The organism is Chryseobacterium balustinum (assembly GCF_900168205.1).
GTDB classification, from domain to species: domain Bacteria; phylum Bacteroidota; class Bacteroidia; order Flavobacteriales; family Weeksellaceae; genus Chryseobacterium; species Chryseobacterium balustinum.
Genome location: NZ_FUZE01000003.1, coordinates 36,950 through 63,210 on the forward strand (window position 1 = coordinate 36,950; position 26,261 = coordinate 63,210).

General features: G+C 34.0%; 23 protein-coding genes and 3 tRNA genes. 7 read left to right on the forward strand and 19 right to left on the reverse strand.

Features of this window, described 5'->3' with window-relative positions; all coding sequences use genetic code 11:
- Positions 1-22: 22 nt before the first annotated feature.
- The 5 genes from B5X64_RS05695 to B5X64_RS05715 form a co-directional block, all read right to left on the reverse strand.
- Positions 23-1,114: an acyltransferase family protein gene (locus tag B5X64_RS05695; RefSeq protein WP_079464329.1), complete on the reverse strand. Its 1,092-nt coding sequence runs from the start codon at positions 1,112-1,114 to the stop codon at positions 23-25.
- 59 nt (positions 1,115-1,173) lie between these two features.
- A complete protein-coding gene (locus B5X64_RS05700) occupies positions 1,174-2,145 on the reverse strand; it encodes a deoxyhypusine synthase family protein (RefSeq protein ID WP_066680555.1) in 972 nt (323 codons plus the stop codon).
- A 29-nt stretch (positions 2,146-2,174) separates the two neighbouring features.
- Positions 2,175-2,819, reverse strand: coding sequence for a hypothetical protein (locus B5X64_RS05705; protein ID WP_079464330.1), 645 nt, complete (start codon positions 2,817-2,819; stop codon positions 2,175-2,177).
- Positions 2,820-2,875: 56 nt separating this feature from the next.
- The gene (gene arfB, locus B5X64_RS05710) at positions 2,876-3,268 is read right to left on the reverse strand and encodes an alternative ribosome rescue aminoacyl-tRNA hydrolase ArfB (RefSeq protein WP_079464331.1); all 393 of its coding nucleotides are present in this window, start codon (positions 3,266-3,268) and stop codon (positions 2,876-2,878) included.
- Positions 3,269-3,367: 99 nt separating this feature from the next.
- Positions 3,368-4,396, reverse strand: a complete 1,029-nt coding sequence (locus B5X64_RS05715) for an AMP-binding protein (RefSeq protein ID WP_079464332.1) — start codon at positions 4,394-4,396, stop codon at positions 3,368-3,370.
- Between the two features lie 99 nt (positions 4,397-4,495).
- Between B5X64_RS05715 and B5X64_RS05720 the strand changes: the two genes are divergently transcribed.
- A tRNA-Gln gene (locus B5X64_RS05720) sits at positions 4,496-4,566 on the forward strand.
- 175 nt (positions 4,567-4,741) lie between these two features.
- Here B5X64_RS05720 and B5X64_RS05725 read toward each other — a convergent pair.
- Together B5X64_RS05725 and B5X64_RS05730 are read right to left on the reverse strand one after the other, a co-directional pair.
- Complete coding sequence (locus B5X64_RS05725) at positions 4,742-5,281, reverse strand: hypothetical protein (RefSeq protein ID WP_079464333.1); 540 nt, start codon at positions 5,279-5,281, stop codon at positions 4,742-4,744.
- Between the two features lie 36 nt (positions 5,282-5,317).
- Entirely contained in the window at positions 5,318-5,836 is a 519-nt protein-coding gene (locus tag B5X64_RS05730; protein WP_079464334.1) for a hypothetical protein, read from the reverse strand.
- On the opposite strand from B5X64_RS05730, the gene B5X64_RS05735 reads away from it, so the two are divergent.
- The 3 genes from B5X64_RS05735 (at position 5,807) to B5X64_RS05745 (ending at position 7,630) form a co-directional block, all read left to right on the forward strand.
- A complete protein-coding gene (locus tag B5X64_RS05735; RefSeq protein WP_079464335.1) occupies positions 5,807-6,472 on the forward strand; it encodes a hypothetical protein in 666 nt (221 codons plus the stop codon). The genes B5X64_RS05730 and B5X64_RS05735 overlap by 30 nt on opposite strands.
- 28 nt (positions 6,473-6,500) lie before the next feature.
- The gene (locus tag B5X64_RS05740; protein WP_228418762.1) at positions 6,501-7,043 is read left to right on the forward strand and encodes a hypothetical protein; all 543 of its coding nucleotides are present in this window, start codon (positions 6,501-6,503) and stop codon (positions 7,041-7,043) included.
- 516 nt (positions 7,044-7,559) lie between these two features.
- Positions 7,560-7,630 (forward strand) — tRNA-Gln (locus B5X64_RS05745).
- Positions 7,631-7,847: 217 nt separating this feature from the next.
- Here B5X64_RS05745 and B5X64_RS05750 read toward each other — a convergent pair.
- Positions 7,848-11,063: a hypothetical protein gene (locus B5X64_RS05750; protein WP_079464336.1), complete on the reverse strand. Its 3,216-nt coding sequence runs from the start codon at positions 11,061-11,063 to the stop codon at positions 7,848-7,850.
- Between the two features lie 200 nt (positions 11,064-11,263).
- Between B5X64_RS05750 and B5X64_RS05755 the strand changes: the two genes are divergently transcribed.
- The 3 genes from B5X64_RS05755 (at position 11,264) to B5X64_RS05765 (ending at position 14,181) form a co-directional block, all read left to right on the forward strand.
- Positions 11,264-12,181 (forward strand): T9SS type A sorting domain-containing protein, encoded by a 918-nt coding sequence (locus B5X64_RS05755; protein ID WP_079464337.1) that lies wholly within the window; start codon positions 11,264-11,266, stop codon positions 12,179-12,181.
- A 216-nt stretch (positions 12,182-12,397) separates the two neighbouring features.
- Positions 12,398-13,150, forward strand: a complete 753-nt coding sequence (locus tag B5X64_RS05760; RefSeq protein ID WP_079464338.1) for a T9SS type A sorting domain-containing protein — start codon at positions 12,398-12,400, stop codon at positions 13,148-13,150.
- Positions 13,151-13,317: 167 nt separating this feature from the next.
- Positions 13,318-14,181, forward strand: coding sequence for a lamin tail domain-containing protein (locus B5X64_RS05765; RefSeq protein ID WP_079464339.1), 864 nt, complete (start codon positions 13,318-13,320; stop codon positions 14,179-14,181).
- 53 nt (positions 14,182-14,234) lie between these two features.
- Here B5X64_RS05765 and B5X64_RS05770 read toward each other — a convergent pair whose 3' ends face one another.
- The 11 genes from B5X64_RS05770 to B5X64_RS05820 all read right to left on the reverse strand — a co-directional run bounded on the left by B5X64_RS05770 (position 14,235) and on the right by B5X64_RS05820 (position 26,258).
- Positions 14,235-17,054: a gluzincin family metallopeptidase gene (locus tag B5X64_RS05770; RefSeq protein ID WP_228418764.1), complete on the reverse strand. Its 2,820-nt coding sequence runs from the start codon at positions 17,052-17,054 to the stop codon at positions 14,235-14,237.
- Between the two features lie 148 nt (positions 17,055-17,202).
- The gene (gene pyrF / locus B5X64_RS05775) at positions 17,203-18,561 is read right to left on the reverse strand and encodes an orotidine-5'-phosphate decarboxylase (RefSeq protein ID WP_079464340.1); all 1,359 of its coding nucleotides are present in this window, start codon (positions 18,559-18,561) and stop codon (positions 17,203-17,205) included.
- Between the two features lie 297 nt (positions 18,562-18,858).
- Complete coding sequence (locus B5X64_RS05780; RefSeq protein ID WP_079464341.1) at positions 18,859-19,200, reverse strand: DUF1232 domain-containing protein; 342 nt, start codon at positions 19,198-19,200, stop codon at positions 18,859-18,861.
- A gap of 82 nt (positions 19,201-19,282) precedes the next feature.
- Positions 19,283-19,822, reverse strand: coding sequence for a TlpA family protein disulfide reductase (locus B5X64_RS05785; RefSeq protein WP_079464342.1), 540 nt, complete (start codon positions 19,820-19,822; stop codon positions 19,283-19,285).
- A gap of 10 nt (positions 19,823-19,832) precedes the next feature.
- Positions 19,833-20,396 (reverse strand): thioredoxin family protein, encoded by a 564-nt coding sequence (locus B5X64_RS05790; protein WP_079464343.1) that lies wholly within the window; start codon positions 20,394-20,396, stop codon positions 19,833-19,835.
- 14 nt (positions 20,397-20,410) lie between these two features.
- Positions 20,411-21,481, reverse strand: a complete 1,071-nt coding sequence (aroC, locus tag B5X64_RS05795) for a chorismate synthase (RefSeq protein ID WP_079464344.1) — start codon at positions 21,479-21,481, stop codon at positions 20,411-20,413.
- A 51-nt stretch (positions 21,482-21,532) separates the two neighbouring features.
- Positions 21,533-23,167: an LIC_10190 family membrane protein gene (locus B5X64_RS05800; RefSeq protein ID WP_420808108.1), complete on the reverse strand. Its 1,635-nt coding sequence runs from the start codon at positions 23,165-23,167 to the stop codon at positions 21,533-21,535.
- A gap of 53 nt (positions 23,168-23,220) precedes the next feature.
- Entirely contained in the window at positions 23,221-23,754 is a 534-nt protein-coding gene (locus tag B5X64_RS05805) for a glycine zipper domain-containing protein (RefSeq protein WP_079464346.1), read from the reverse strand.
- A gap of 490 nt (positions 23,755-24,244) precedes the next feature.
- Positions 24,245-24,318 (reverse strand) — tRNA-Cys (locus tag B5X64_RS05810).
- Between the two features lie 49 nt (positions 24,319-24,367).
- Positions 24,368-24,877, reverse strand: coding sequence for an RDD family protein (locus B5X64_RS05815; RefSeq protein ID WP_079464347.1), 510 nt, complete (start codon positions 24,875-24,877; stop codon positions 24,368-24,370).
- Between the two features lie 19 nt (positions 24,878-24,896).
- Positions 24,897-26,258, reverse strand: a complete 1,362-nt coding sequence (locus B5X64_RS05820; RefSeq protein WP_079464348.1) for a DUF4403 family protein — start codon at positions 26,256-26,258, stop codon at positions 24,897-24,899.
- Positions 26,259-26,261: the final 3 nt, after the last annotated feature.

Sequence of the window (26,261 nt, forward strand, 5' to 3'; positions counted from 1 at the left end):
GTCATGATAATAATATTGAAATTTACTTAATTCTTGAAATCAACTTTCTGCAAGCTTCATAAAGTGGTTTCTCAATTAAAAGATAAATAATGATTGAGCAAATCCACAATGCTACAAAGTTATGGTCGGGTAAATAAAAATAAGATTTCAGCTTCATATTAAAATAGCTGAGATGAATCAAATAAAAGACAAAAGAAGCATTTCCCAAAAGAATAAAAAATTTAGTGGAAAGCATTCTTGAAACGAATGTTCTTTCGGTCATCAATCCCCAAAAGAAAACGACGATTCCTACCGGCAAAAATAATTCGTGAATCAACCTTCCTTCCCATCTTTCAACCCCGTGAACAAAATTGTTTCTGGCAAAAAACGCAATAGAAATTGTGAAAATAAGAATTGAAATTCCACCCCAAAGTGTTGGTTTTTTAATCTTGTTTAAAAATTGAATTCCCTTTTCTTTTCGCATTAAATAAGCGAGCAACATTCCGAAGAAAAATTCTAAACTCCGACCGAAAAATGTACTTCCGATCATAAATTGTAGAGGATATAAAAAGCCGTTTGGATTTCCGTTAAATTCTTTAAGTCCAAAGCCGATACCCCATCCTAAAAGAAAAAATCCGATTAAAAAAAGAATGCAGTACTTCCAGCTTTTTTTTAATAATAAAAATAAAAGCGGAGCCAGAATATAAAAGAAAAATTCTACAGTCAACGACCAAGCCTGCACAATTCCCGAAACCGAATATCTTTCAAAAAGAGAATAAAACAATGAGTATTGCAGAAAATAAGTATCAACACCTTTGGAATATGAAGTATCTATAAAATAACAGCTCAGTAAAATCCAGTATAACGGAAAAATTCTTGCAATCCTGAGAAGGATATATTTTAAATAAGATTTTTTTGATTCTAAAGGTTTTTCTTCATAGCGATAAGCAAGCAAAAATCCGCTCAACACAAAAAATACAGTGACACCGATGTGCCATTCGCTGATGAAACGCATGATTTCAAAAGGTAAATCGTAACGCCAATATTTTCGGTTGTGATACACAAAAACCATGATTGCGGCAATGGCGCGCATTCCGGTTAAAGCATCGAACTTATTTTTTTGAAGAGTTTCCAAAGGGTAAAAATAATAAAAGGCTTATTGCTAAGCCTTTTAAGTATAATTAATTGTAAAAATTAGTTTTCCAAAATGTAAGAGAACATCAATGGTGCACAGATTGTAGCATCACTTTCAACGATATATTTCGGTGTAGTGATATCTAATTTACCCCAAGTGATTTTCTCGTTCGGAACAGCTCCTGAATAAGAACCGTAAGAAGTCGTTGAGTCTGAAATCTGACAGAAATAAGACCAGAACGGAATATCATGCATCTCCATATCCTGATATAACATCGGCACTACACAAATCGGGAAATCTCCTGCAATACCTCCACCAATCTGGAAGAAACCAACCCCTTTTCCTGCAGAGTTTTTAGTATACCAATCTGCTAAATACGTCATGTATTCGATACCAGATTTCATAGTTGTAGCTGTCAATTCACCTTTGATGCAGTAAGAAGCGAAAATATTACCCATGGTAGAATCTTCCCATCCTGGAACTACGATCGGAAGGTTCTTTTCAGCTGCTGCAATCATCCAAGAATTTTCTCTTGGAATCTCATAATACTGCTCCAAAACTCCTGAAAGAATCATTTTATACATAAATTCATGCGGGAAATATCTCTCACCTTTTGCTTCAGCATCTTTCCAGATTTCTACGATGTGTTTTTGCAATCTTCTGAAAGCTTCTTCTTCAGGGATACAAGTGTCTGTAACTCTGTTCAAACCTCTTTCCAACAAATCCCACTCATCCTGAGCTGTTAAGTCTCTGTAATGAGGAACTCTTTCGTAATGAGAATGCGCTACAAGATTCATCAAATCTTCTTCAAGGTTTGCCCCTGTACAAGAAATAAAATCAACTTTATCTTGACGAATCATTTCAGCCAAAATTTTGCCTAATTCAGCAGTTGACATTGCTCCTGCCAAAGTAATCATCATTTTTCCGCCTTCTTTAAGGTGGGCAACATATCCTTTTGATGCGTCTACCAAAGCCGCTGCATTGAAGTGCAGGTAATATTTTTCTATGAACTCAGTAATCGGTTTGCTCATTTTTTTTAAAATTTTCACAAAGATAAAACTTAAAAACGGAATGTAGCGGATGCTGCCAAAGAAACTCTGCTTAAACCTTCTCTATTATCTTCTCCCAGATCAATAACTTGTCCGTTATAAGAGATTTTTCTAAGAGCTCCTCCGGAAAGCCCAACTTTAGGACCAATTAAAATGTTTTTATGGATTTGATATTGGTAAGCAAAATCGACTTCAGCTCCCAATGTATTGCCTTTTCCTTTTACATTTCCTGTCTTTGTTGTATAGCTCATTGCTCCTAATGCTGCATCCATCAGGAATTTATGCTTTGTGGGTTGATCATAGTTGGTGATTGTAAAAGATGGGCCATAAAAATTAATTGCATCTTTAGTACTTATCACCGCGCTTACAATATTCCCCATATTGTCTCGTGCGCTAAATCTTCCCGTATGAGAAGCGCTGTAATTAGAATATTTAAAACCAATGTGCATTCCATTTTTAACTTCATATCGAAGGGCAACATCGAAATTGGTTCCGTTTTTAAGACCTTTGATGTAATTGCGTTCTTCCGGGGATAAAGTGGTTGCTATTTTATTGACTCTCCACGCATAACCAAAAGATGGAGCGATAGAAATTTTTTGTGCAAATGACATTACAGATATTGAGAATAATCCTAATGCGAATACTTTTTTAATCATTCAGAAAATTTTCAGCAAAAATACTATTTTTCCTGAATGAGAGAATTAAGAATGGATTAATATTTAAAACGTCTGTTTTCTTTTTTGTCTGAAAGTTTCTTTTTGGTGTCTAATCTCTTCTGAACTTTAGCCTTAGAAGGTTTTGTTTTATATCTCGCTTTAGGAATAATGACTGATTCATTGACGATGTCCAAAATTTTCTCTGTAGCAATTTTTTTATTCTGCAGCTGCGTTCGTGATTCTGAAACAGTTAATTGTAAAATTCCGTCCTGATTAATTCGATTTTTAAGCTTTTCACTAATTAATCTTTTTTGAAAAACATTAAAAAAATCAGAATCTAATACTTTCCACATTACTGTTACAGAAGTTTCTACTTTGTTCACGTTTTGCCCACCTGCACCGCTACTGCGAGAAGTTTTGTAAGTTAGTTCTGTAGTGAAGTTTTTCATAAATAATATTTTTTCGACTGAAATTCCCCTCCTCTGGAGGGGTGGCGAAAATTCGTAAGAATTTTTGACGGGGTGTTTTAAATGGATAAAATATAATTACTAAATATCAAAAATACTTTTTAATTCCAAACGATTTACTTTTCCGTTCGGTGTTCTGGGAATTTTTTCAATGAAAATAATTTCTTTCGGCTTATGGAATTTTTGTTGATAGTTAATGGTTGATAGTTTTTGATTTAAAATATCAGAGCTATTTCCTTCAATCACTAAAATCAATTTCTGTCCCAGACTTTCATCTTTAATTCCTAAAAATACAACCTCATTCGGAATTTCTTTTTTTACCAAAGCTTCAAGCTGTTCGGGAAATATTTTGGCACCTCCGGAATTAATCACATTATCAATTCTTCCTAAAAATTTAAACTGATTTCTATTTTTGATTTCAACCAAATCATTAGTCTGCAATACTTCAGAATTAAGTTGTGGCGTATAAATTTTAAGACAATCTCTTTCGTCTGTTGAAATTTCAATCGTGTCGAAAATACTGAAGTACTCTTCCTGAGTAGGGTAGGTTTTCTTTAAAGCAATATGAGAAAGGGTCTCAGACATTCCATACGTCTCGTAAATCTGAGTGGGAGAGTGGGAATGTTTAAGAGTTTGTGATATTTTACTTTTTAAACTTTCAGAAACGGCAGCTCCACCAATAATTAGATATTTAATAAAATGAATTTTATCTGATGAATTTTCAACCTGTAATGGAGTCATTGCACAAAAATCGATGTTCTCATTTAAATTTTCTAACGGTTTTAAAGAAGGATCTGAAATAATAAGTTTCAGCTTTCGAGTAATTGCTCGCACAACCATCATTTTTCCTGAAATATATTCTACAGGTAAACAAATCAAAGAAGTATCGCCTTCTTGTAAATCTAAAAAATTGCAGGTCATCTTCGCCGAATTAAGCATTTTTTCTTTTTCAACTTCAATAATTTTGGGAATGCCTGTAGAACCTGAAGTCTGTACTTTTACAGTTTTAGATTCGGAGAACCATTCTTTCAGAAAAAAAATCACTTTTTTCTCGAAATCAGTTTTAGGATGTAAATTATTAATTTCGAGATTATTGAAGTCGAGCAGCATATTCAAGAGGTTAAATTGTAAGTGTAAATTTAAAGAAAAATTAAAAAATGATTTGCAAATAAAGAAAAAAGCTTTAAATTTGCATCACCAAAATAAAACAGACCCATGGTGTAACGGTAGCACTCTGGTTTTTGGTACCATCAGTTGGGGTTCGAATCCCTGTGGGTCTACTTTGACAGGAGAAATGATATTCATTTCTCCTGTTTTTTTTGCTCAATATTTAATTTTAAAAATGGCTAAGTTTTTGAAATTTAGATATTATTTTTTGAAAATATTTAATGCCTGAAATGTAAATAAAAAAATCCCAAAATATTTTGGGATTTTAATAAAAAGTTTATTTCTTATTTAATTACTAGGCTTCCAGAAACTCCACATTTTACCATTGAACACAGCAAGCTGATTAGCTGTGGTGTCATAAACCATCATGCCTGGGGCTGGGTTGATAATGTTAAGGTGAGGACTGGCTACACTTGGTAAAATCATAGCCTTATCGGTATCTTCTAACATTAATATTGCAGGAAGGTCCGAAGGTGTTCCTATAGATACTTTGGCAGATGTTTTTTCTATAGCAACATCTTGTATTAAAACTCCATCTATATTGGTTACTGGATCAAGGGTGGTTCCTGTGAGATCCACAGAAAGATCTTTCCATGCTAATCTGTATTTTACTTTTACTTTGTGATCAGAAAGGTCATAGATGATACTTCCATCTTCTACACCGCTTATAGCACCTGTACTCGTTACCCAAGGTAACACCATCCCCCTGTTTTCACTTCCGAATTCTAAAGAAACAGAAGTGTTAGATACTGAGCCTTTACCAATGGCGACTTGTGCTGAAGCTATGCTGCCAGTTAGTAAGATGATTATATATATAATATTTTTCATGAGTTGAATTTTTAAAATTTAATAGAATCAATCAGATTAGTTTGTAGGGCATGTTTGTTTATCAAAGCATTTCCAGCCTGCAGGTGTTCCATTGATGTTAATCTGAAGACAGTCTAAATCAATATTAAAAACCATCATTCCTTTAACAAGATTGGTAGACGGAATGGCTGCAACTTGTGCATTGGTCAATCGGTTTGGTACAAAAGGTTTTGTTTTTGATTCTAAAACTGTCCATGCTCCTTTTCTTACCATTGGCCAATTACCGATGTTTGTACCTGCTCTTTGTAAGGATGTGATACCATGATTAGTATCTAAAACAGTCCCTGCGGTAATAGCTGGTTTGTAACAAAAACATGCAGATAGTGCAGCATTAATAGCATTAGCATAGGTATAAGTGCCTGTGTAGGTAGCGCCTAAAGTATCGTTTGATTCTATTCCATTATAAAATCCGTTAATGCCGTACGAACCTGCAGCACCGACAACCGCATTGCTACAACAAATACCATAGGCGAAATTACTTCTACGTTGGCAAGTGGCTACATACCTTCTGCGCATCCTAAATCAGAAGTATGTTTAGTAGATACTGATGGTGATCTTGTTCCTAATCATTTGGATAATGACAGTGATAATGATGGTTGTTCTGATGCATTTGAATCAGGTACAGTTGCTTATGCTTCTGCAAACGGAGGAACCTTCTCTGCTGGAACCTTAAATAACCCAAGTTCTACATTATCTCCAAATGCAACAGTAGGGAGCAATACACCTGCAGACTACGGAGCGAATGGGTTTTATAATATCCTTGAAACTTCAGAAAATGGAGTTTATCTTGGAACTTATACCTATGCAAATGTAATTAATGCACTTATTAGTAATTGTAATGCAGGATGTTACAAACCAGCTATTACTGTGGGAACTGTTTTAGATACCAAACAGGGGATCACTTCATTGCAAAGAGCGGGTACAGATAACAGTAACTGGCCAATGGTAAGAAAAGGAGCATGGACTGCTTTGGAATCTAAAACTAAAGGATTTGTGCCAAACAGACTGACAGTTCAACAGATTGCAGATATTCCTGCGGCTAACCTGAGAGAAGGGATGATGGTGTATCATATCGGCTTAGACTGTTTATACATTAATACCGACGGAACACCTACCGGATGGAAATGCTTTAATACTCAGACTTGTCCATAAATGTTTAATAAGTAATAATACTTAAAAAATGATAACAAAAAATAATATAATAACCGCAGCAGCAGTACTCTTTCTGGGTACTCTGCTGATTCCCGGTCAGGTAGCAATAGGAAAAGAGGCTGTGGCTAATTCTTCTATTTCATTAGAATTTGGTGAAACAGAAAACCGAGGGATAGTGCTTCCATGGGTTACCAGTACGGGAGCTGTTGCAGGGGTTGTAGACGGTACGATGGTGTATGACCTTTCGGATCATAAAGTAAAAGTAAAGTACGCGGCAGGCTGGAAAGATCTTTCTGTAGATCTTACAGGTGCTACCGGAACAGCGGTACAGATCCAGAATGATGCTACCGAAAATACAGATGCTAAAGTTTCTATCGGTACACCGACGACTGCTGCACCTGCAGCTGGTATTTTGGTTTTGGAAGATCAAACAAAAGCCATGGTTCTACCTAGAGTAGCGAGTCCTCATCTTAATATCATCGATCCGGCACCTGGGATGATGGTTTATGATACCACTGCCAAGCAGCTCGCTGTTTTTAACGGAACGGTGTGGAGCTTCTGGAAACCTTAAATTAATAAACCATAGATAATGGAAACCACCTCAGTATATTTGCTGAGGTGGCTTTTTTTGTACTGATATAGAATGTTTTAATTTAATGGTGGGTCATACAACCTTTTACTCGAAGTTTTGAGCTAAGCACTTAAATGTTTGAGCATTGAGTACGAAAATTTGACCTTTTAGCTTCGTTATCCGAGCTCAATGCTCAGTATTTGAAGTCTTAAGCTTTTTATGCTCAGCAAAGCAGCTTGCTGTCTTTAATGGCAACGTTGGGAGTTTCTGGAAACCGTAATAGAACAATTGTTTTATAGCATAGTGCTTTTCTGCATATACATAGAGATAAAATTACAATGGATTGAAGTATATCAATCGATTTTTATGTTAATACAAATAGAACAGAACCAAAATACCTACGTAATCATGGTGTAGGTGACAATAATCTGATGAGGAGAAAGAAAAAATAAAAAAAAACTAAAATTGATTTGCAAATAAAGAAAAAAGCTTTAAATTTGCATCACCAAAATATAGAGACCCATGGTGTAACGGTAGCACTCTGGTTTTTGGTACCATCAGTTGGGGTTCGAATCCCTGTGGGTCTACATTTTGAAGCAATCTTCTGATTATCAGTTGATTGCTTTTTTTTGTTTCATTCTTTGATAAATTTTAACTCCAATCAATACCAAAATCTGGGGATTAAGCCTAGAGATTCTCGTCATCTTAACCTTTCAAAATTAGCCCAGATCGCAACGGTATCCTTTTTTATTGTAGGGAATAGAGGTGGACAAAAAAGATAGAGTGGAGAGCTGGAAAAAGCTTCTAAAAACTTGCTTTTACCTGCATACTACCAATGTGGATGGTTCTTTCCCCTGAATTTCTTCCTTCATAATTTAAATTCAGCTGTAGGAATGAATTGATTGCCTGCTGAATAAAGACACTCCAAACCTGATTTTTGCCAGGTTTTAAACCATCAAGCATTTGGTTTCCTACAATACTGAAGCTGTTTCCGGTAAAGTCGTTGTTGATGAATGAGAAGTTTCCTCTGATTGACGTTTTCTTGCGTTCCCATTGAATCGTTCCTGTAATATCAAACGCTTTCAGTAATTCCTCACCGTCTTTTCTCTGTTTTTCGCGGTAAGCTGATGAAAATTCTGCCTGAATAGCATCTGTGAATTTATAGGTTGCTTTGGGCTTGGTTTCAAAATTATTAAGCCTGTAATCTCTTGTTGCAAAAAGCTGCGATGAATTTTTTAAATCATGAACCGAGTTCTCCCAATCGATTCTGAATTCTTTATTGAACCAATATCCGATATTTACAAAATTAGAAGTCTGATTTCTTTCTTCGTTACTGAAATTGGCATTCAGGAGGTTGTCGTTTTGTATAAAACGGTAATTTCCGTTCCATCCAGATTTTTCGGTAGGATTAAACTGCATCGACATCAAAATGTTCTGATTTTTTAGGATCTGATTTTCACCTTTTTCAAAAGGGTTTATAACCAAAACTTTATCTTTTTTGTAGAAGGAATTCTGAGAATTTAATGAAATATTAAAATTCCAACGTTTTAAAAATTTATTTTCTGAACTGAAAACAACCGCCGGATTAACGAATAAAGCCAACTGTAACTTATTCTTATTAGAAGGAATATACCGCACCGAATTGGTGTAAATTCTGATGTATTGAGCCAGATCGGAATATTCTGCAATCTCAAATTCGTCGAGCTGTTGTACGCCATCACCATTGTAGTCGGTCCATTTATAAACTCCTTGCCCGTCTGTAACTTTGATGTATTGAAATTCTCTCTGCGCTTCCTGTCCGTTTCCTAATTCATAAAATGCCTGAAGACGCATTCCGTTCTTAAATAATTGCTGGTTATACAAAATATTACCCACCACAAAATCTTTATTCTGATCTACATCTACAATATCATCTTTATAAAAGAATTTTCTATAGTGTAGTAAAGCGTTTAACGTTGTTTTTTCAGTTTTAATGATTTGACTTTCCGCCATGAATCCTAAAATTCTGTTTGTATTTTGGAGGCTGTTGTCACGTACTGAGTCATTTTCTCTCATGTACATTTTGGCTAAAAGTTTAGTTCTTGTACTGTCTCCGATTTTTTTCTGTACGAAAAGCTCTCTCCAGCTAAAACTTGTGACATCCATCAGTTGGGTGTCGTTGTATTTTTTTTCGTTGTGTTCCATGCTTCCACCAACTGCCCAACTTCCTTTTTGGCCTGTGTACTCGGTTCCTGCTCCTCCACGGATGAATTTCGTGTCTTGCAAAGTCGCATTGGTATTAAGGTAGGATAAATTACCTTTTGTATTGAATTTCCCTTTAATCCAGCTAAAATCTAGATCGTTTTTGGTTCCTTTATAAGAATCCTGTTCGTCAAGATAGTTGATTCTGTAGTTTAAACTAGATTTATTATTCCATTTGTTAAGAAAGCTGAAAATAAAACGATTTTGTGTTAATCCGTTAAATTCTTGCGCTAAGTTGAAGTCACGCGAAAATTCTACATCGTTGATACGATCTAAAATATGAAACTGTTTATCGATATATTGATACTCAAAGCTTGGTGTACCTTTCCAGTTGTTTTTGGTGAATGTTTTGTTTCCAAAAATTCTTGCTGCATATCCCAAATTCTGGTCAGAATCTTTTGAAGAGAATAAGTTGATGTCATAGTTACTCATCGAGATGTCGGCACCGATTTTACCGTCTTTCAACAAATATTCAGAGTTTAAAGTATAAACCTGAGCTTTCTGTGGCGAAGGAAGTTTTCTTACCGCACGATAATCTCCTAAATTGGGGCCAACGTATTCAAAAACCCTTCCGTTATTGGTAGTTTGCGTTAGTTTGTAATCTCCTAAATTAGCTCCAAAATAAGTGAATGAAACCTGATACAATGTTTGGGTAACATCGGTTGAAAACTGATAGTAATTTCCGTTAGGATTCTGAACGAGACTGTAAAGGATTTTATTAACATCGTATTCTGCAATTACACCAGAGGGAGCATACATTAAATTGGTGTCGTTTCCGGCATCCGCTAAAATCTGCTCGTCTTCTTTCGATAAATTTAAAGCTAATGGAGCATTTTTATTATCATTTTCCATGAACCAGTTAAGTCCCACTTTTAATTTTTCTCTTTGATGCTCAACTTTTCCGGTGAATAAATATCTGGAATAATTCCTGTTGGCATAATTAAAAGAAATGGTAATAAAATTCTGCTGGAAAATCGGTCTGAAACTGGTAAAAGTAACTTCCCCTGTATTATAATTAATGATGTAATCCTGATTCTCTCCACGTTTCATCAAAATACCATCAATGAAAACCTGTTCGGAACCTGAAATCAGGGTAATGAATTGTTCACCATTTTTTCCGGTTAAACGGTAAGGTCCCTGATTTCCTTCAATACCCTGAAAACGGATTCTATGGAATTCACTTCGTGCTACACCCGCCGAAACATCAATGAATGTTTTATTATCGGTTCCAAGCTGTGTCTGAAACTGAATTCCCATGCTTCGACGTTGATATTTGGCAAAATAATTTTTAGAATCTACCAAATCTAAATGTCCGGCTCTAAGAATAGATTTATCCTTAATATTAAGCTGCATGTAAATTTTGTCGAACTCTTCTAAAGTCTGCGTATATCCATCTGCCTGGATCGGTAAATTGTGGTCTGAAATACTTGCCAAGACTGTAACATCTTTTGAAAGTCTCCCGGAAATCTGAAGATCCATAGAACTTTGTACAGATTGTCCCTGATTGTTACCGAAAGTAATTCCTCGAATAATAGAACCTTTTGAATTTAATTCTCCTAAAAATCTCTTGGAATCATTTTTTGCAAGTACGGCTTCATCTACAATAATTCTGTTGCTGGTTTTCACAAAATCCATGGTGTCTTTTGCAAAAATATCCTGTCCGAATTTAAAAGCAAGAATGCTGTCTTTTTTTTTAGCTAAAATACTGTCATTCTTAGATGAAATAGAATCTTTGGGGATATTGGGGTTTTTCCACGAAAATATTTGAGCATTATTCATTGATAAGCCCATGAAAAAAAGTACGAATATCAGAATAGAATTCCGCAAGTCTTCTAAAAATAAGTGGTAAAAATAACTAAAAAATATGAACAGTTTCCTTTTTAACATTATTAACAGTAAATTAACCTTAATATTGTCTCAAATAGAAAAATTGCCGTAATTTTGCCATGTAAATTATTAATAATATAAAAAATTAAGTTATGAAAAAGTTTTATTCTTTATTGAGCATCTGTATCTTTACAGTATCAATGTTAGCGCAAACGACACTTACAGAGTGGGCTCCTGACTCTACAAACAATCCCGGTGGACAGTATAATTTTGGACCTAGTCCATTTACAGCAACTTCTTCAAATGCCAATTTAACAATTGGAGGATTGTCAAGAGGAGTTGGCTTTGTAGTGCCTTCAACAGGAAATGCAGCTGGTGCTGCTGCTGCTTGGGGAGGAACAGATCTTACAAGTGCTGATGTAGCTAGTGCAATTGCAGCAGATGATTTTGCTACTTTCACTGTAACAGCTAACGCAGGTTATCAAGTATCTTTTTCTGGTATAGACTCTTACAATGTGAGAAGATCAAATACTGGTGCAACTAGTGGGCAGTGGCAATATCAAGTGGGATCTGGAACTTTCACAAACATAGGGTCAGTAATTACTTGGGGTACAGGTACAAGTAATGCTGGAAATGAACAACCAGCAATCGATCTAAGTGGTATTTCTCAATTACAGAATGTGGCTGCAGGAACTACTGTTACTTTCAGAATCGTAGCATTTGGAGCAAGTGGTAGTGGGGGAACATTCTATCTTACAAATGGTCATGCAAACGCAACAAGCAAAACATTAACAGTGAAAGGATCTGTTCAAACTTCGACTTTAGCTGTTGCAGACTTCAAAAAAATAACTCCAAACTTCGTAAAAAATACTTTGGTGAAAAACGACGAAATCATTTTCGGTTCTGATGTGAAAGATATTAAAGTATATACTTTGTCAGGAGCTATCGTTAAAACTGGTGATGTGAAAAACGGATCTACTTTAAATGTTGCTGAATTGGCTAAAGGAAACTATATCATAACAGGTATCGTAAACAATCAGCCAGCTTCTCAGAAAATTTTGAAAGACTAATCTTTAGTTAAGATATAAATAGAGAACAGCTGCAGAAAAGTAGCTGTTTTTTTTGGTGATGATTTAAATTAAAATCAAGCAGTAACTCTTTTTTTATTCACTTTTAGGTTGAGTATTGTTAATAATCATTTAATTGTACTTTTTAAATTTTTCGTAATTATAGCCTTAATTTTGTGGTGTAAATTATTAATTAACTAAAAAATAAAATAAAAAGTTATGAAAAAGATTTATTCTATTGTTGTTGGAATGTTATTTACCGCGACAATACATGCACAGGGAACTGAAAATTTTGATACCAGAACTGCTACCGCGGGAAATGGCTACACAACTTCAAATTTTAATGGTGCAGATGGTACAACCTGGGATCTTAGCGATGGGCGTATCATTGAGACTAATACTAATAATCTTACAATCTCCGGAACAACCACTCTTATCAGAGATGGTGCAGGAGGACAAAATGTTACTTTTTCAAATGGTGTGGGAACTTTAAGTTTCCAATATAAAAAAGCTTTTACAGGAGGAACTACCAGAACAGTTCAGCTTTATGTGAACGGAACAATGGTGAATGAAACTGCTGGTTTCGGAACAGGTAACGGTGGACAGGATACAGTATATAATTACTCTTATGCCATCAACTCAACTGCGGCAGTTACAGTAAGAGTTGCCGCTACAGGTGCACAGGTATCTGTTGATAATTTTGCATGGACAGCAGCAGGCGGACTTTCAGTTGCAGATTTCAAAAAAGTTAATCCAAACTTTATCAAAAACACTTTAGTTAAAAACGACGAAATCACTTTCGGAGCAGATGCAAAAGACGTAAAAGTGTATACATTAACAGGTCAGTTGGTGAAAACTGCTTCTGTAAAAGCTAATGGAACTTTAAATATTGCTGAATTAGCTGAAGGGAACTACATCGTTACAGGAACTGTAAATAACCAAGCTGTTTCTCAGAAAATTTTGAAAGACTAATCTGATTTTAAATAAATCAAATTAATATTATAAACCGCTTCTTTGAGGCGGTTTTTTGTATTTTATACTTTCTTGTCTTTAAATTAATTTTAAAACATGTGGTATATGGTTATTGATATGGTATTAATTTTGTATAAATTATTGTAAATCAACCAAAATATCACGTTATGAAAAAAGTATTTACTTTTATCGGACTCGTTTCGATAGCAGCATTTTCTAATGCCCAGATTGTAATAAATGAAGTCTATACCGGTGGCGGACTTTTAGGAGCTGCCATTACCAATGACTTCATAGAGTTGAAAAACATAGGTTCCTCTACAGCTTCGCTTAATGGTGCAACTATTCAATATGCATCTTCTTCAGGAACTTTTACCCAATACAACAATTTACCCAGTATCACTTTAAATCCCGGACAAACGTACTTAATTCAGCAAGGTTCTGATGGGTTAGGTGGATTGATTAATTTATTGAATCCTAATCTTATCGTAACGGTTCTTTTGAATTTAGACGGTTCACCAGGTGTTGGTGTAGGTATTGGTCTTGCGCTTACTTCGGGAAAAGTTGCTTTGGCAAGTAATGCCACACCAGTTACAGGGCCAACTGCTGCAAATGTCTTAGACTTCGTAGGATATGGTTTGGCTAATCAGTACGAAGGAACAGGAGCGGCTCCATCGCCGACGATTTTAAACTCGATTACCAGAACTAGTGGAGATACCAATAGCAACAACGTAGATTTTACCATAAGTTTACCTACGCCACAATCAACATCCGGAACTTTGGCGGTCAATGATTTAACAGATCTTTCTAAAAGATCAATGTTCATTAAAAATTCATTGGTTAAAAATGATGAGATCATTTTCGCTGCAGAGGTGAAAGATATTAAAGTGTACACATTATCTGGGCAGTTGGTAAAAACAGCTTCTGTAAAAAATGGAGTTTCTTTAAATGTTGCTGAATTACAAAAAGGCAACTACATCGTAACAGGATTTGTAGATAATCAGCCGGTTTCTCAGAAGATTTTAAAGGACTAGATTTTCAAATAAAATTTATTGTAAAGAGTTGTCGTCAGGCAGCTCTTTTTGTTTTAATACCAACCTCTTCTCGCGGCATTAATAATGGTACTCAAATTCAAAATCAAAGTATATCGTATCCTTTTTCCGTAATCTTTAAAACCAGGCTCAAAGCCTAAAGAAGACTGCACGGGAAGATAAACTTCAAGAAAATCAGGAATTAAACGTACTTTCACACCGCTGTCCCAAATAAACTGCGTAGGATTATTTTTGTTTTTATATAAACCTGCATCTGCGTAAACGTGGAAGATTTTCCAAACGCTGGAGTCTACATTAAAAGAAGTGATCCATTGATTCACTGTTCCAGGTAGAAAAGATTTAAACCCACCATCAGCTAAAATAAACTGTTGCGATAAAATTCCGCTCGATGCACTTTGTCCTAAAAGATTATATGAAAAAGAATAATCTGAAACCCTAGAAATTCCGTAATTAAAGGTATTATTTCTTGTTTCGTTTCTTACAAAATATCCTGCAAAAAGTCTTAAACTAAGCTTCTGTCTGGGTGCAAATTCCCATCTGTAAAAACCTTCTGCGGTAATTTTGTTGTAATCTTCCATTCCTTGTGTACTCAGACTGAAGCTTTTCTCGTGAATCATCTGATTATCGGTGTAGCCGTAACCAACCGTCCAAAGATTGTATTTGTCGTAATCACGATTAGCAATCATTTTTGCATTAAGATCACGCTCAAAATAAGTATAAGAAATTCCTAAACCGCGACTTACCGTACTTCTTGGATTTTTTCTAAAACTGATATTCGAGTATAGCGAGCTTTTCTGATAGGCTAAATCATAATCATAATGAAAATATGATCCCGAAACTCCAAAAGACAATCTCTGAATCACACTTTCAGCAGGCAAAAAAGAGTAGGAGACTGCTCCGGAACCCGTCATTTTACCTGTTCCTGTACTGAATGATGGAGTTAATGAATACAAAAATTTCTGATCAAAAAGTGATTGGTTTTTAAAATTTACACCAATCAGAAATTTGTCATAAGTATTGGTGAAACGTATTCTCGGGTTTAGATAAATTTCATTAAACTCAGGATTTGGAATATCTTTAATCAGTTTAAATTTGATTTTTTTAGCATTCGAAAATAAACCTTTGGTATAAAGAAAATTATCGCGGTAATTCGCTTCCGGAAAGATATAATCGTTATTTAAAGTGATTTTATAGATATCTTCCGATGGAAGAGTGACTGTTTTTAGTCTTTCGTTTTCTTCAGTTTCAATCCAGTACGAAGTTCTGTCACCGTTTCTTGTTTGAGTTTCCAGCTTTACAGGAATTGCCTCGTCTGTATTTTTTACGATTTTAATATTGAGAGAATCGTTATTTATTCTAAAATTTTTAAGTCTGAAATTAACTCTGTTTTTCTGCTTCAAAAATCCTTTTAAATAAGATGTTGAAGATTCTTCTTTTGCCAATTGATCTAAAAAATCTTCAGGATAAACCTGTTTGTCTGTATTTTTAGCTATATAATTTTTCAGTAGAAGATTAAACTTTTCTTCACCCATTTTATCGGCAGAATAACTGAAAAGGCTGCCCGTTTCAAAACTGCTGATTGCCATATCATTAAAATTACTCAAAACTGCAAAAGGCTCATCTATTTTTTGGTCGAGATTCTGAGACATGATGTATTGATAAGCCAAGCCGTATCGATCCAGTAATTTCACTCTTGAAGCATGAAACAATTTCAAAGGTTTAACTCCTAAAATGCTATTCTCAGGAAGGTTTCCAAGAAGTTTTGCTTCTCCGTAGAATTTTTTCAGATACAGAATTTCTAGATATGATTTTAAACCGTTTTTAAACCAATGATTCTCCTGCTTATCGGTAATGATACTTTCGTCAAGAATTTTTTTTGAGATAATTCCAAAGTAGTCTAAATCTGCATTTTCGGCATCCGAAAACAATTTAAACCTGAATTTCCAAAATTTAATATCGTTATTCCCGAAAAAGTCTTCTTTTGCTCTGAATTTTTCTGAAATAAAAAGCTGTTCCGGAATAAAACCAATTTTATCTTTAATAAATTTCAACTGCAACGGAAGGTAAAACTCCAGATTCTGAATTTCCTGTTTGCTGATAGTATATCCAAATTTTATTTCAGTTTTAATATCTTCTGTATCAATCTTTATTGTAGGAAAATTATTTTTTGAAATAATAAATTCAGGATCTGAATCTAAATATCCTTTAAATAAATTAGGCTGAATCTGCTGAAGATTACTTTGAATAAATGAACTTGATGGAGTGTCAAAATCAACCGACCAATAGGTGTTGAAATTAACAGATTCTTCAATGTCGTGATAATTTCTTTTAGAAATATTATCGGAATCAAAATGATCAGGAACAATAAAGAAATATTTTAACGCAATGTCTTGTTCAGAAGTTCCATAACCGGTAAATTTTTTGTCTGGAAGCTGCATTTTATACTGCAATTGCAATTTTATACTTTTTCCGGGTTCTAAACTTTCGTTTAAAGATAAAAAGAGATTCTCGTCAGAAACAGTTTTTACCGGAACAGGTTGGTTTCCCGAATTTTTTATATTTAATTCTAAAACTTTTCCAAGTTCTTCCTGTTTTGCAAAGTGAAGACTGTTGTTTCTGTCTTCCAGTTTTCTGTACACAAGAGAAGTTCCTCTTTTGTTATAGGCAGAAATCCAGTTGAGAAGTTTGATGCTGTTCAGCGCCTTGTCGGAATGGTTATGATATACAATTTCCTGATTAACCACAAGCGTTTTTCTGTCCTGCGATAATTTTGCGTGAATGGAAATGCTATCTTTTTGTGCAGAAACCTGTACAACTCCCCAAATCAAAAAAAGACCAATACTAAACTTTTTCAATGTCCTGATAAAGCATCAAATATAGCTTATTTTAGATATAATTCTTTATGATTTTAAGTTAAGATTTATTAAAAAATAAATATTTTGGGAGTTCTTTAAAATAAAATTTGCTCCCAAATGAATGAGAGCAAATTGTAATTTATTTATTTTATAATGAAGCCAAATACGCTTTCCAGCCTTCGTTTTTATAAGTAACCGCAGCTTCTGCAGGATTTTCAGATTTGTAAATACCTCTTCCTACGATGATAAAGTCGGTGTGAAGAGTTTTGAAAACATGATCCGGAGTATTGTACTGCTGACCTTTTCCATCACCTGAATCTGCTAAATTTACTCCCGGAGTAAATAGTAAAATCTCTTCAGGAAGTGCATTCTGAGAAACTCCACCAATTACATTAGGATGAGACAAAGCCACTTTTAACGCTTCTTCTCTGTAGCTGTTCGTCGTTAAAGTTCCTTTTGAAGACATTCCGATAATGGCAACAACACCTACATTTTTGAAACAGTCTAAAGATTCGAAGCCACCAATTACCTGAGAAGTTACAAAATCTGCCCAGTCTGTAATTTTGAAAACTCCACTTGTAAACTGTAATTCTTGAGTATTTCCGATATCTGCAAATTTTCTGTCTTCCATTAATAAGAAATTATGCTTTGCAGCCAATTCTTTCAAAGGAACAATCGTATTTTGATAATCAAAATCTGAAATAATATCGATATGCGTTTTTAAAGCAATAATATTTGGTCCCACTTTTTCAGCCAGTTCCAATAATTCCTGAGTGGTCGTTACATCAGCTGAAGCAATTAAGTTAGATTCTTTTGCTAAAGCAGTTTTTAACAATTTTTTTGAAACAGAATGCTGTGCATTTTCAAATTTTTCCTGATAAGAAAGTCTTTTCTTTTCTTCAAACTGAATATGATTTCCTTTTAAAAAATCCTGAATTCTTTTTACTTCTTCATCACTCAACTCACCATTTTCCTGAAGAATTTCGCAAACTTCAGAAATGTTAAACAATGTGTGAACTTTATACCCTTTGCTTTCCAAAAGTTGTTTTCCACCTTGTTCTCTGTCTAAAACAACGACAATATCGGCAACTTTAAGGTCTTCTTGCTCAACTTCAGCAATGGTTTCTATTAAAGATTTTCCAGAAGTAATCACATCTTCTACCAAAAGACAGTTTTGCCCTTTCTGGTAAATTCCTTCAATTAATTTTTTAGTACCGTAGCTTTTTGCTTCTTTTCTTTTGATAATTAATGGGATGTAGCTTTCCAAAGACATCGCTGTTGCCATTGGTAATGCAGCGTAAGGAACTCCGCAAATCAAATCAAAATTATCCAAAGGAAGCATTTCCAATAAATAATTGGCTAGGTTTTTTAAAATTTTAGGATCTGATGCTAAAGGTCTTAAGTCTACATAAAACGGGCTTTCAATTCCGCTTTTTAATGTAAATCTTCCAAATTTGATGATGCCCAGTTTGTAACATTCCAAAAAGAATTCTTTCTTACTTTCCATTAATTTTTTATTAGATGATGCAAATTTAAGGATTTGATGTTAAAGTCAATTGTCAATCGTAAATTTTGCTTAAAGTAGATTAAAAAAAAAGATGTATATCCGTTTTTACTAATAACCTAAAATTTAACGCAAAGGCAAACAAAGAATATTAAAATTGATTTAGTATGCTGTTTACTGATTTGTCTCAGTTTATTTTGATTGTGTTCTTAAATTTTTAACTTCCCTAATGGTTTAATTTTATTAGTCAAGAGTACTTATTTTACCAAAAAACATCCTCGAAAGGATGTTATTAATTATTTAAACGATTTCTGCGTCAATTATTTTTGTACCGCTTGGGCTGTATTTCTGCTCGGCTTCCCAAAGGAGAAATTTGTCAACTTCTCTTATTAGCTTTGGAATGGCTAAAGATAAAACTGCCAAGTCATCAAGAACCCCCGCAACAATAATGAAGTCGGGAATGATGTCTATAGGTGAAATTACATAAAGAAGACCAACCAACGGTAAAATAAGATCGATTGATTTTACAGGGTACATACCTTTTCGCCACATATTTACCATTCGGAAGATATCGGGAATTTTTTTTAAGAAGCCTTTGTGGGCAATTGCTTCTTTTGCAAGATTGAGTTTTGAATATTTCATTTTTGTGTCTGTTTTAAAATAATTTTCAACTCTGTAAATTTCGCAAAATTTGTACCAACTTAATCTAAATTTTAGTTAAAGTTTACTTAAGAATATTATCAATGAATTGATGAATAGATTCTGCATCCCAGTCAGTTGCGGCATCTTCCTTGATTAAAATTCTTCCGTTTTTGTCTAGCAGAAAGGTGGTAGGAAAAACTTTCGGAAGTATTTTTTCAGAGATAGGGCTTTGCGCAATATACACGGGAACGGTATAGTTATTTTCTTTCATAAACTTTCTTACCGTAGCCTCTTCATCTTTCATTGCAATCAAAACAAAGTCTACATTTTCTTTTCTTCTGTCATACAATCTTTGTATTGATGGCCATTCTTTTCTGCATGGAGGACACCATGTTCCCCAAAAATTTAGAAAAACAGGCTTGTCTTTGAAGTTTTTCAGATTAGTACTTGGGACATTGATTCCCTGTAAATCTACATCATAATCTTCCGGGCTGATGTGAACTGCATTTTCTATCGTAGCAATCGGGAAAAATTGATCCTTAAGAAAATTTCGTACTCCGGGAACTAAAAAGATAACGCCTAAAACTGCAAGAATGACAACGTAAATAATCAGTTTTTTCATAAGTTTTTATTTACAATAATTCTAAAATCTCTTGAATGGCATCTTTACCTCTGTTTCTAGAATAATATACCTGCAAATCATTATAAAAACTCTCTCTAGGATATGCTTCAGGATCGGCTTTAAATTTTAATAATAATTCATGTCCAAATTTCGGACGAGGTCCCCAAGAATTTTTTACATTGAAGTCTTCATCTAAAATAATGACTTTCGGGATAGACTCTGTTTCGTTCGTTAAAAACTGGTTGATTAAACTTTTATCGCTGTCTCTCAGAAAGATTTTTACTTCATTGTGACCTTCAAAAAACTTGGCTAAAGCAGGAACTGTAGCACTTGCATCACCACACCAAGCTTCAGAAATAATTAGAATTTTTCCGTTGAAATTCTTAGACTTCAGCTCGTTGATTTGCTCTTCGTCGATTACAAATTTTTTCAAAGTTCTATCCATTCTCTGAATTCCCAACTCGTAATACATCTTATATTCGGCATCTTGCGGAGTTGGAGGATTTTCAAGTCTTTGATTGGCAATTTGAAGATACTCTTCAAAAGATATGGCTTTATCCCAGTAATTTTTCATTACAAGTATGTTATTTAAAATTGATTAGTATTTCGTGTTTTATTGATCAGAAATAGGTCAGCTAAAACAAATGCTGCTAAACTTTCCACCACAGGAACGGCTCTCGGAACAACGCAAGGATCGTGTCTTCCTTTTCCTTCTACCGTAACTGCATTTCCGTCTTTATCAACACTTTCTTGAGGTCTTAAAATGGTTGCTACAGGTTTGAAAGCTACTCTGAAATAAATATCCATTCCATTAGAAATTCCACCCTGAATTCCACCTGAAAGATTTGATTTTGTAGAAAAATCAGTGTTAAACTCATCGTTATGCTCACTTCCTGTCATTTTTGCACCACAAAATCCACTTCCATATTCAAAACCTTTGCAGGCATTGATGTTGAGCATTGCTTTTGCCAGTTCGGCCTGAAGTTTCGAAAAAACCGGTTCGCCAATTCCTACAGGAACATTTTTGATCACGCAGGTAATGGTTCCGCCAATGGTATTGCCTTCTTTTTTGATTTCTTTAATTTTTGAAATCATTTTTTCGGCAGTTTCGGCATCAGGACAACGTACCTCATTGCTTTCGGTTTTAGAAAAATCTAAATCCTGATAAGGTTTTACACAGAAAATTTCGCCTACAGAAGAAACGTAAGCATTAATTTCGATATCCTTTAAAAGTTGTTTTGCTAAAGCTCCGGCAACCACCCAATTGATGGTTTCTCTTGCAGAAGATTTTCCGCCACCGCGATAATCTCTGATTCCGAATTTCTGATCGTACGTGAAATCTGCATGACTCGGACGATAAGAATTGGCAATGTGATCATAATCTTTTGATTTCTGATTTTCGTTTTCAATCATAAAACCGATAGGAGTTCCTGTGGTTTTTCCATCGAAAATTCCGGAAAGAAACTGTACAGTATCACTTTCTTTTCGTTGGGTAACGATTGCTGACTGACCGGGTTTTCTGCGATCCAGCTCGTATTGAATTTTTTCAAAATCAACTTCCAGACCTGCCGGAAAATTATTGATGATTCCGCCGTAAGCTGCGCCGTGACTCTCGCCAAACGTGGTTAGGCTGAGAAGATTACCTAAAGTATTGAACATAGTACAAAATTACCGTTTTTTATTCAGATAATAAAGTCTTTGGCAATCGGTTTATTGATAACTCTTTTTGATCGATTCTATTGTTTTGTCGAGTTCTTTTTTTTCTTCTGCGTTCAATTTTTTCCAGATAAATCCTTTTTTTAAATGATTATTGTCAATCGGTTGGGGAAATATTTGCTCTTTTTGATAATCAAATATATAGTTTACAGAAATTACGGGAACTGGCGTATCAAAATTAAATGGATATTTTTTTGAAACATTAAACTTAAGATTTCCAACTTTGTAAGAATTGTATTGATTGTATTGGTAATGAGAAGGGTTTAAAATCTGTTTTTTTTCAAATGGTGTCATAAATCGTCCCACCTGAAAACTTGGAATAAATTTTTGGATGAAATTTGGAAATGAAAAAATTACTACAACAGCAAGCATCAGAGATGAGGAAATTAAAACTGCATTTTTCTTATTTAAATATTTAAAAAACACAACAAAAAATATCACAAAAAACACATCAATGAAAAATCGGTATTGTGCTGAAAAAAACAGAACCAAAGTACTTTTTATCAATATCGAAATACAAATTAAACTGATGATTTTATTTTTTTTTATGATAGAAAATATAATAAAGCTGATTAAACTGAAGATAAATAAAATATTGATTATTGACTTTATTCCTTTTAATGAAAACCAATTTTTAATATAATCAAACCATGAGAATTTTAAAATTTCTGTATAAGAATATTGTTCATCAAAAGTTTTTACTAAGGCAAATTCTGAAGATGATTTTAATAGCTCAGGATTAGACTTCCAAGAAATTCCTAAGTCGAAAATAGCAAAAGGAAAAATAGGATAACCAAATGTCCAGATATTTTTCACGATGAATAAAAGAAAAACAAGCGAACCAAAAATAAGCTTTTTATATTCAAATTTAGATATGAAAATAGAGTAGAGCAGAATGAAAATTGGCAGCCAAATGACTGTTGGCTTTATGGCAAAAGTAAAAACTGAAAAGGCAAATAGGAAAGAAATATTTCTATTTCCGGATAAAATTTCATTTAAAACAATCAATGAAAAAATAATTACGGGTAGATCCGGACTTGGAGATTGTGAAAAAATAAGTAAAACGGGAATAAAAATCAGTTGAATCCAGCTTTTGCTTTCTACAATGTAAATTCCGTAAACAATAAGTAAAACCGCATTAAGCTTTAAAAAAGGGTCTGCAAAATTACTGAATCCTGCCTGTAAAATATGCCAAACCGACATCTGTCCCAAAATCAGATCTAAGTTGGATATTCCTTTAACTAAACCATATTCTGTAAGCCATTTTATCGTAGGAACGTAATATCCGAAATGATCTAAAATAAAAGGATAAAAAGAAGCCGAAAACAAAATTACAGTTCCCAAGATCCCTACAATAATTGAATCTTTTTTTGAAAACCGAAAAAACTCCAAATAAAGTTTGTCTTTAAAAAAGTAAAGAAATCCAATTAAAATGGCAGGAATTTCAACATATAAATTCAGAGGAATAAAAAAAGATAAGATGGCAAAAATTAAACCCGTTGAGAAAATTCCTATTAAAATATTTCCTGAGATTCCGGTTAGAGTTTTTCCAAAAATATTTTCCATCAGTTTTCCCCAACCCATAAAGGTTGTTATCAGAAAAATTGAAGAACATAAAATCAGGAACATAAAAAAAGATTGCCTAAAAATAAGCAATCTTTCATGTTTTTGAAAATATTTAATTATTTAGGCTGTACCCGACCACTTTTTCTATCTTGTGATCTACCTAAAGTATATCCTGTTGCGCCACCGATAATACCACCTACAACTGCACCACCACCACGGTTTTTCTTATTGACAATAGCTCCTAAGGCAGCACCACTCACTACACCAATTGCAGTACCTTTTGCCGCTTCACTTATTCCCTTTTTCTTAGCTGTTGTAGTACCTTGAGATGAAGAATTGCTTGCCTGACTTCCGTTATTAGAAGAAGGGGCATCTCTGTATATTGTTTTGGTTTCTTTGATTACCTGAGGTTTTGCTGCAGCGGCTGTTTTTGCTTTTTCAACTTCAGCTATACTGTCGGTTCTTTTTTGTGCTTCGTAAGCAAATCTTTCTCTTTCAATGGCCAGTTTTTGCTTTTCTATATCAAGCTGTCTAGCCTGAAACTCCAGTTTCTGCTGTTCTAATGTTTTTTCAGCCACTTTATTGTCATCCTTCTTACAGGCCGTCAATGCAAATATTGAGATTACACCTGCTAAAACTATATTTTTCATAACTCAAATTTTTCTATTTAGTAAGACTTTTAAAGTCTATGTCTTGATAATTTCAATTATGAAGCCAAGGTTTAGTTAAGGAAATGTTAAAGTTTTAAAATGTTTTTCATAAAGAATCGTTCGAAGAAGTCAGTGTTTATCCCATCTGGTTGATTTTTTTTAATTAAATCTCTTATTATAGAGAAATTATTTCGTTTTTATTGTCTCTTTTGCATATATTTATAAGAACTAAAAATCGACCCATGGAAATATCAGACTATCTTTCATTGCTTGAGAATTTTATATTATTAGGTTTAGTTTTGCTATTTGTTTTCTTTATTTCTATCTGTTTGAAACAGCAAAGCAGTAAATCAGGATTTTGGTATTACAGCCAAGACTTTCCCCATTATAAAAAATATTTTTCAAAAAAGTAAATTTATTGTTTACTAGTGGATGAGTAATTTAAAGAAAACAAAAAAGTCCCTAAACTTGTATAGATTAGGGACTTAGTTGGAGGTGCCTAGCGGATTCGAACCGCTGTAGATGGTGTTGCAGACCACTGCCTAGCCGCTCGGCCAAAGCACCATTTTTAGGTGGTGCAAATATAGGAAAATAATAATGTTCTCCAAATTTTTCATGCAATTTTTTTTATTCCAATCGCATCAATTTCGTTCTTAGCCTGTCTTTCAGCTTCATAATTTTTGATGTTGATGACTCTTGTGTCACTCCAGCTATCATGCCATCCGTTTTCTCCAAAAAAAGATAAAGCATCAAAAGGAACCAATCGTATAATATTTCTCATAAAATAATCACTTAAAGTTGGTTCATTACCATCTGTCATTACTACTTTTGTTCCGGTAATGTATTTTCCGAGACTTCTTCCTTTGGTAAAATATTCAATCAAAAAAATATAAAAGAAAAATATAATACTGGTGATGATAATATCGGCAACTCTTCCTAATCCAGCCAATTGATCAAAGAATTTGGTGAAATAATACATTCCAAAAATTCCATCAAGAATACCTCCCAAAAGTCCTAACGCAAAAAAAATAAAATTAAATACAATTCTGTCAACAAGGATATTGGCAAATCTCATCCCTTTTGTTGCTCTGTGCCGGTCAATAATCTGTAAATATTTTCTCATATTTATGTTAGTTTTTAGTTTAAAATCCTTTTAAGGTAAATTTCAAATTTGCATTCGTATCAATTACAGCTGTAATTCCGGAATCATTTAAAAGAATTTGATGAGGTTTCAAGTTAAAAACTTTACCGGTCATTTTTAGTCCTTTGTAATATTCTTTATTAAAGGCATCTTCAATACTTTTTTTAGATGATGTTTCAAGATCAATTGTAGGAATTCCGTATTCATCTTCAATCATTTTTACAATTTTTCCTTTGAAGAGAGAAGTTGCTAATTTCTGAAGCATGTTGTTTGTTTTAAGTTTGAATTTTGTATCTGAAAGCACTATTTTTCTCTTAGTTTCATCATACACAGGAATACCCGAAATAAAAGCCGTTCCGTTAACATAACCTTCTGTATCAGCTTCTATCATAATACGGTTTGCTTCTCCATACACTTTGATATCCGTAATTTTAACTTTAGAATTTCTGATATCAAATTCTTTATTTAAAAATGTTTTTTTTGCGATGCCGGTTGCTTCAGAAAAAGGAATATTTGCAGTCGTTTGTAATACAAACTGATTGGCCAAAAGCGGAATAAAATTAAAATTCATCACTGCTTTCACGGGTTGAGAAGCTTCTGGCTTTGTTCCGGTATATGTTTCCGAAAAAATATCAATGCCGATATTGGTGTCAATTTGATTGCCGTAAAATTTAAGTGGAGTAATATTGACGTTGATAGGAGTTATTTTCAACCAAGTATTATATTCTTCTGAAATATTGAAAGGCTGAGAAAAAGCATTCCAGGCCAAAGCAGCATATTGTTGAAAATTGAGCTGTGCAGCCATTTGTTTGTCGATGATTTTACTAAAATTCTGCTGCTGCTCTTTCAGGCTTTTTTCTACCAGAGAAGTAATAGGGATTTTAATTTTTCCAAAATCCAGCACAGGTTTTTTCACCCATTTAAAGCCCATGGGTTGTGTCAATGTGCTTACTGTCCAGTTATTCTTAAAACTTAAAGCTGTTTTAAAATACATCACCGTTTCAAAAGTCGTTTCTTGGTAGGTATAAACTCCCAAAGTGCCAATGCCTTTTTCTGCCCATATTTTTAATGGAACTTCAATCGCAATGTTTTGATTGGCATCTCCTACGAGTCGTATTGGTCGGGTTTTCCAGACTTTTACTTTAAACTGATCATTGTCGTTATCGGTATAAGAATCATCCTGAAAAATCATATCTTTTACCGAAGCATTAATGATATTGCTGATCTCTGATAATGGAATAGTTACCGGCATTGTAATGCTCGATTTTATTTTTGGAAAATTGTAAATAGCGTCACCTGAAGTATTGCTCTGGCCAAAAATACCGATAGAAAACAGTAGAAATAATATTTTGAATACCTTCATCTT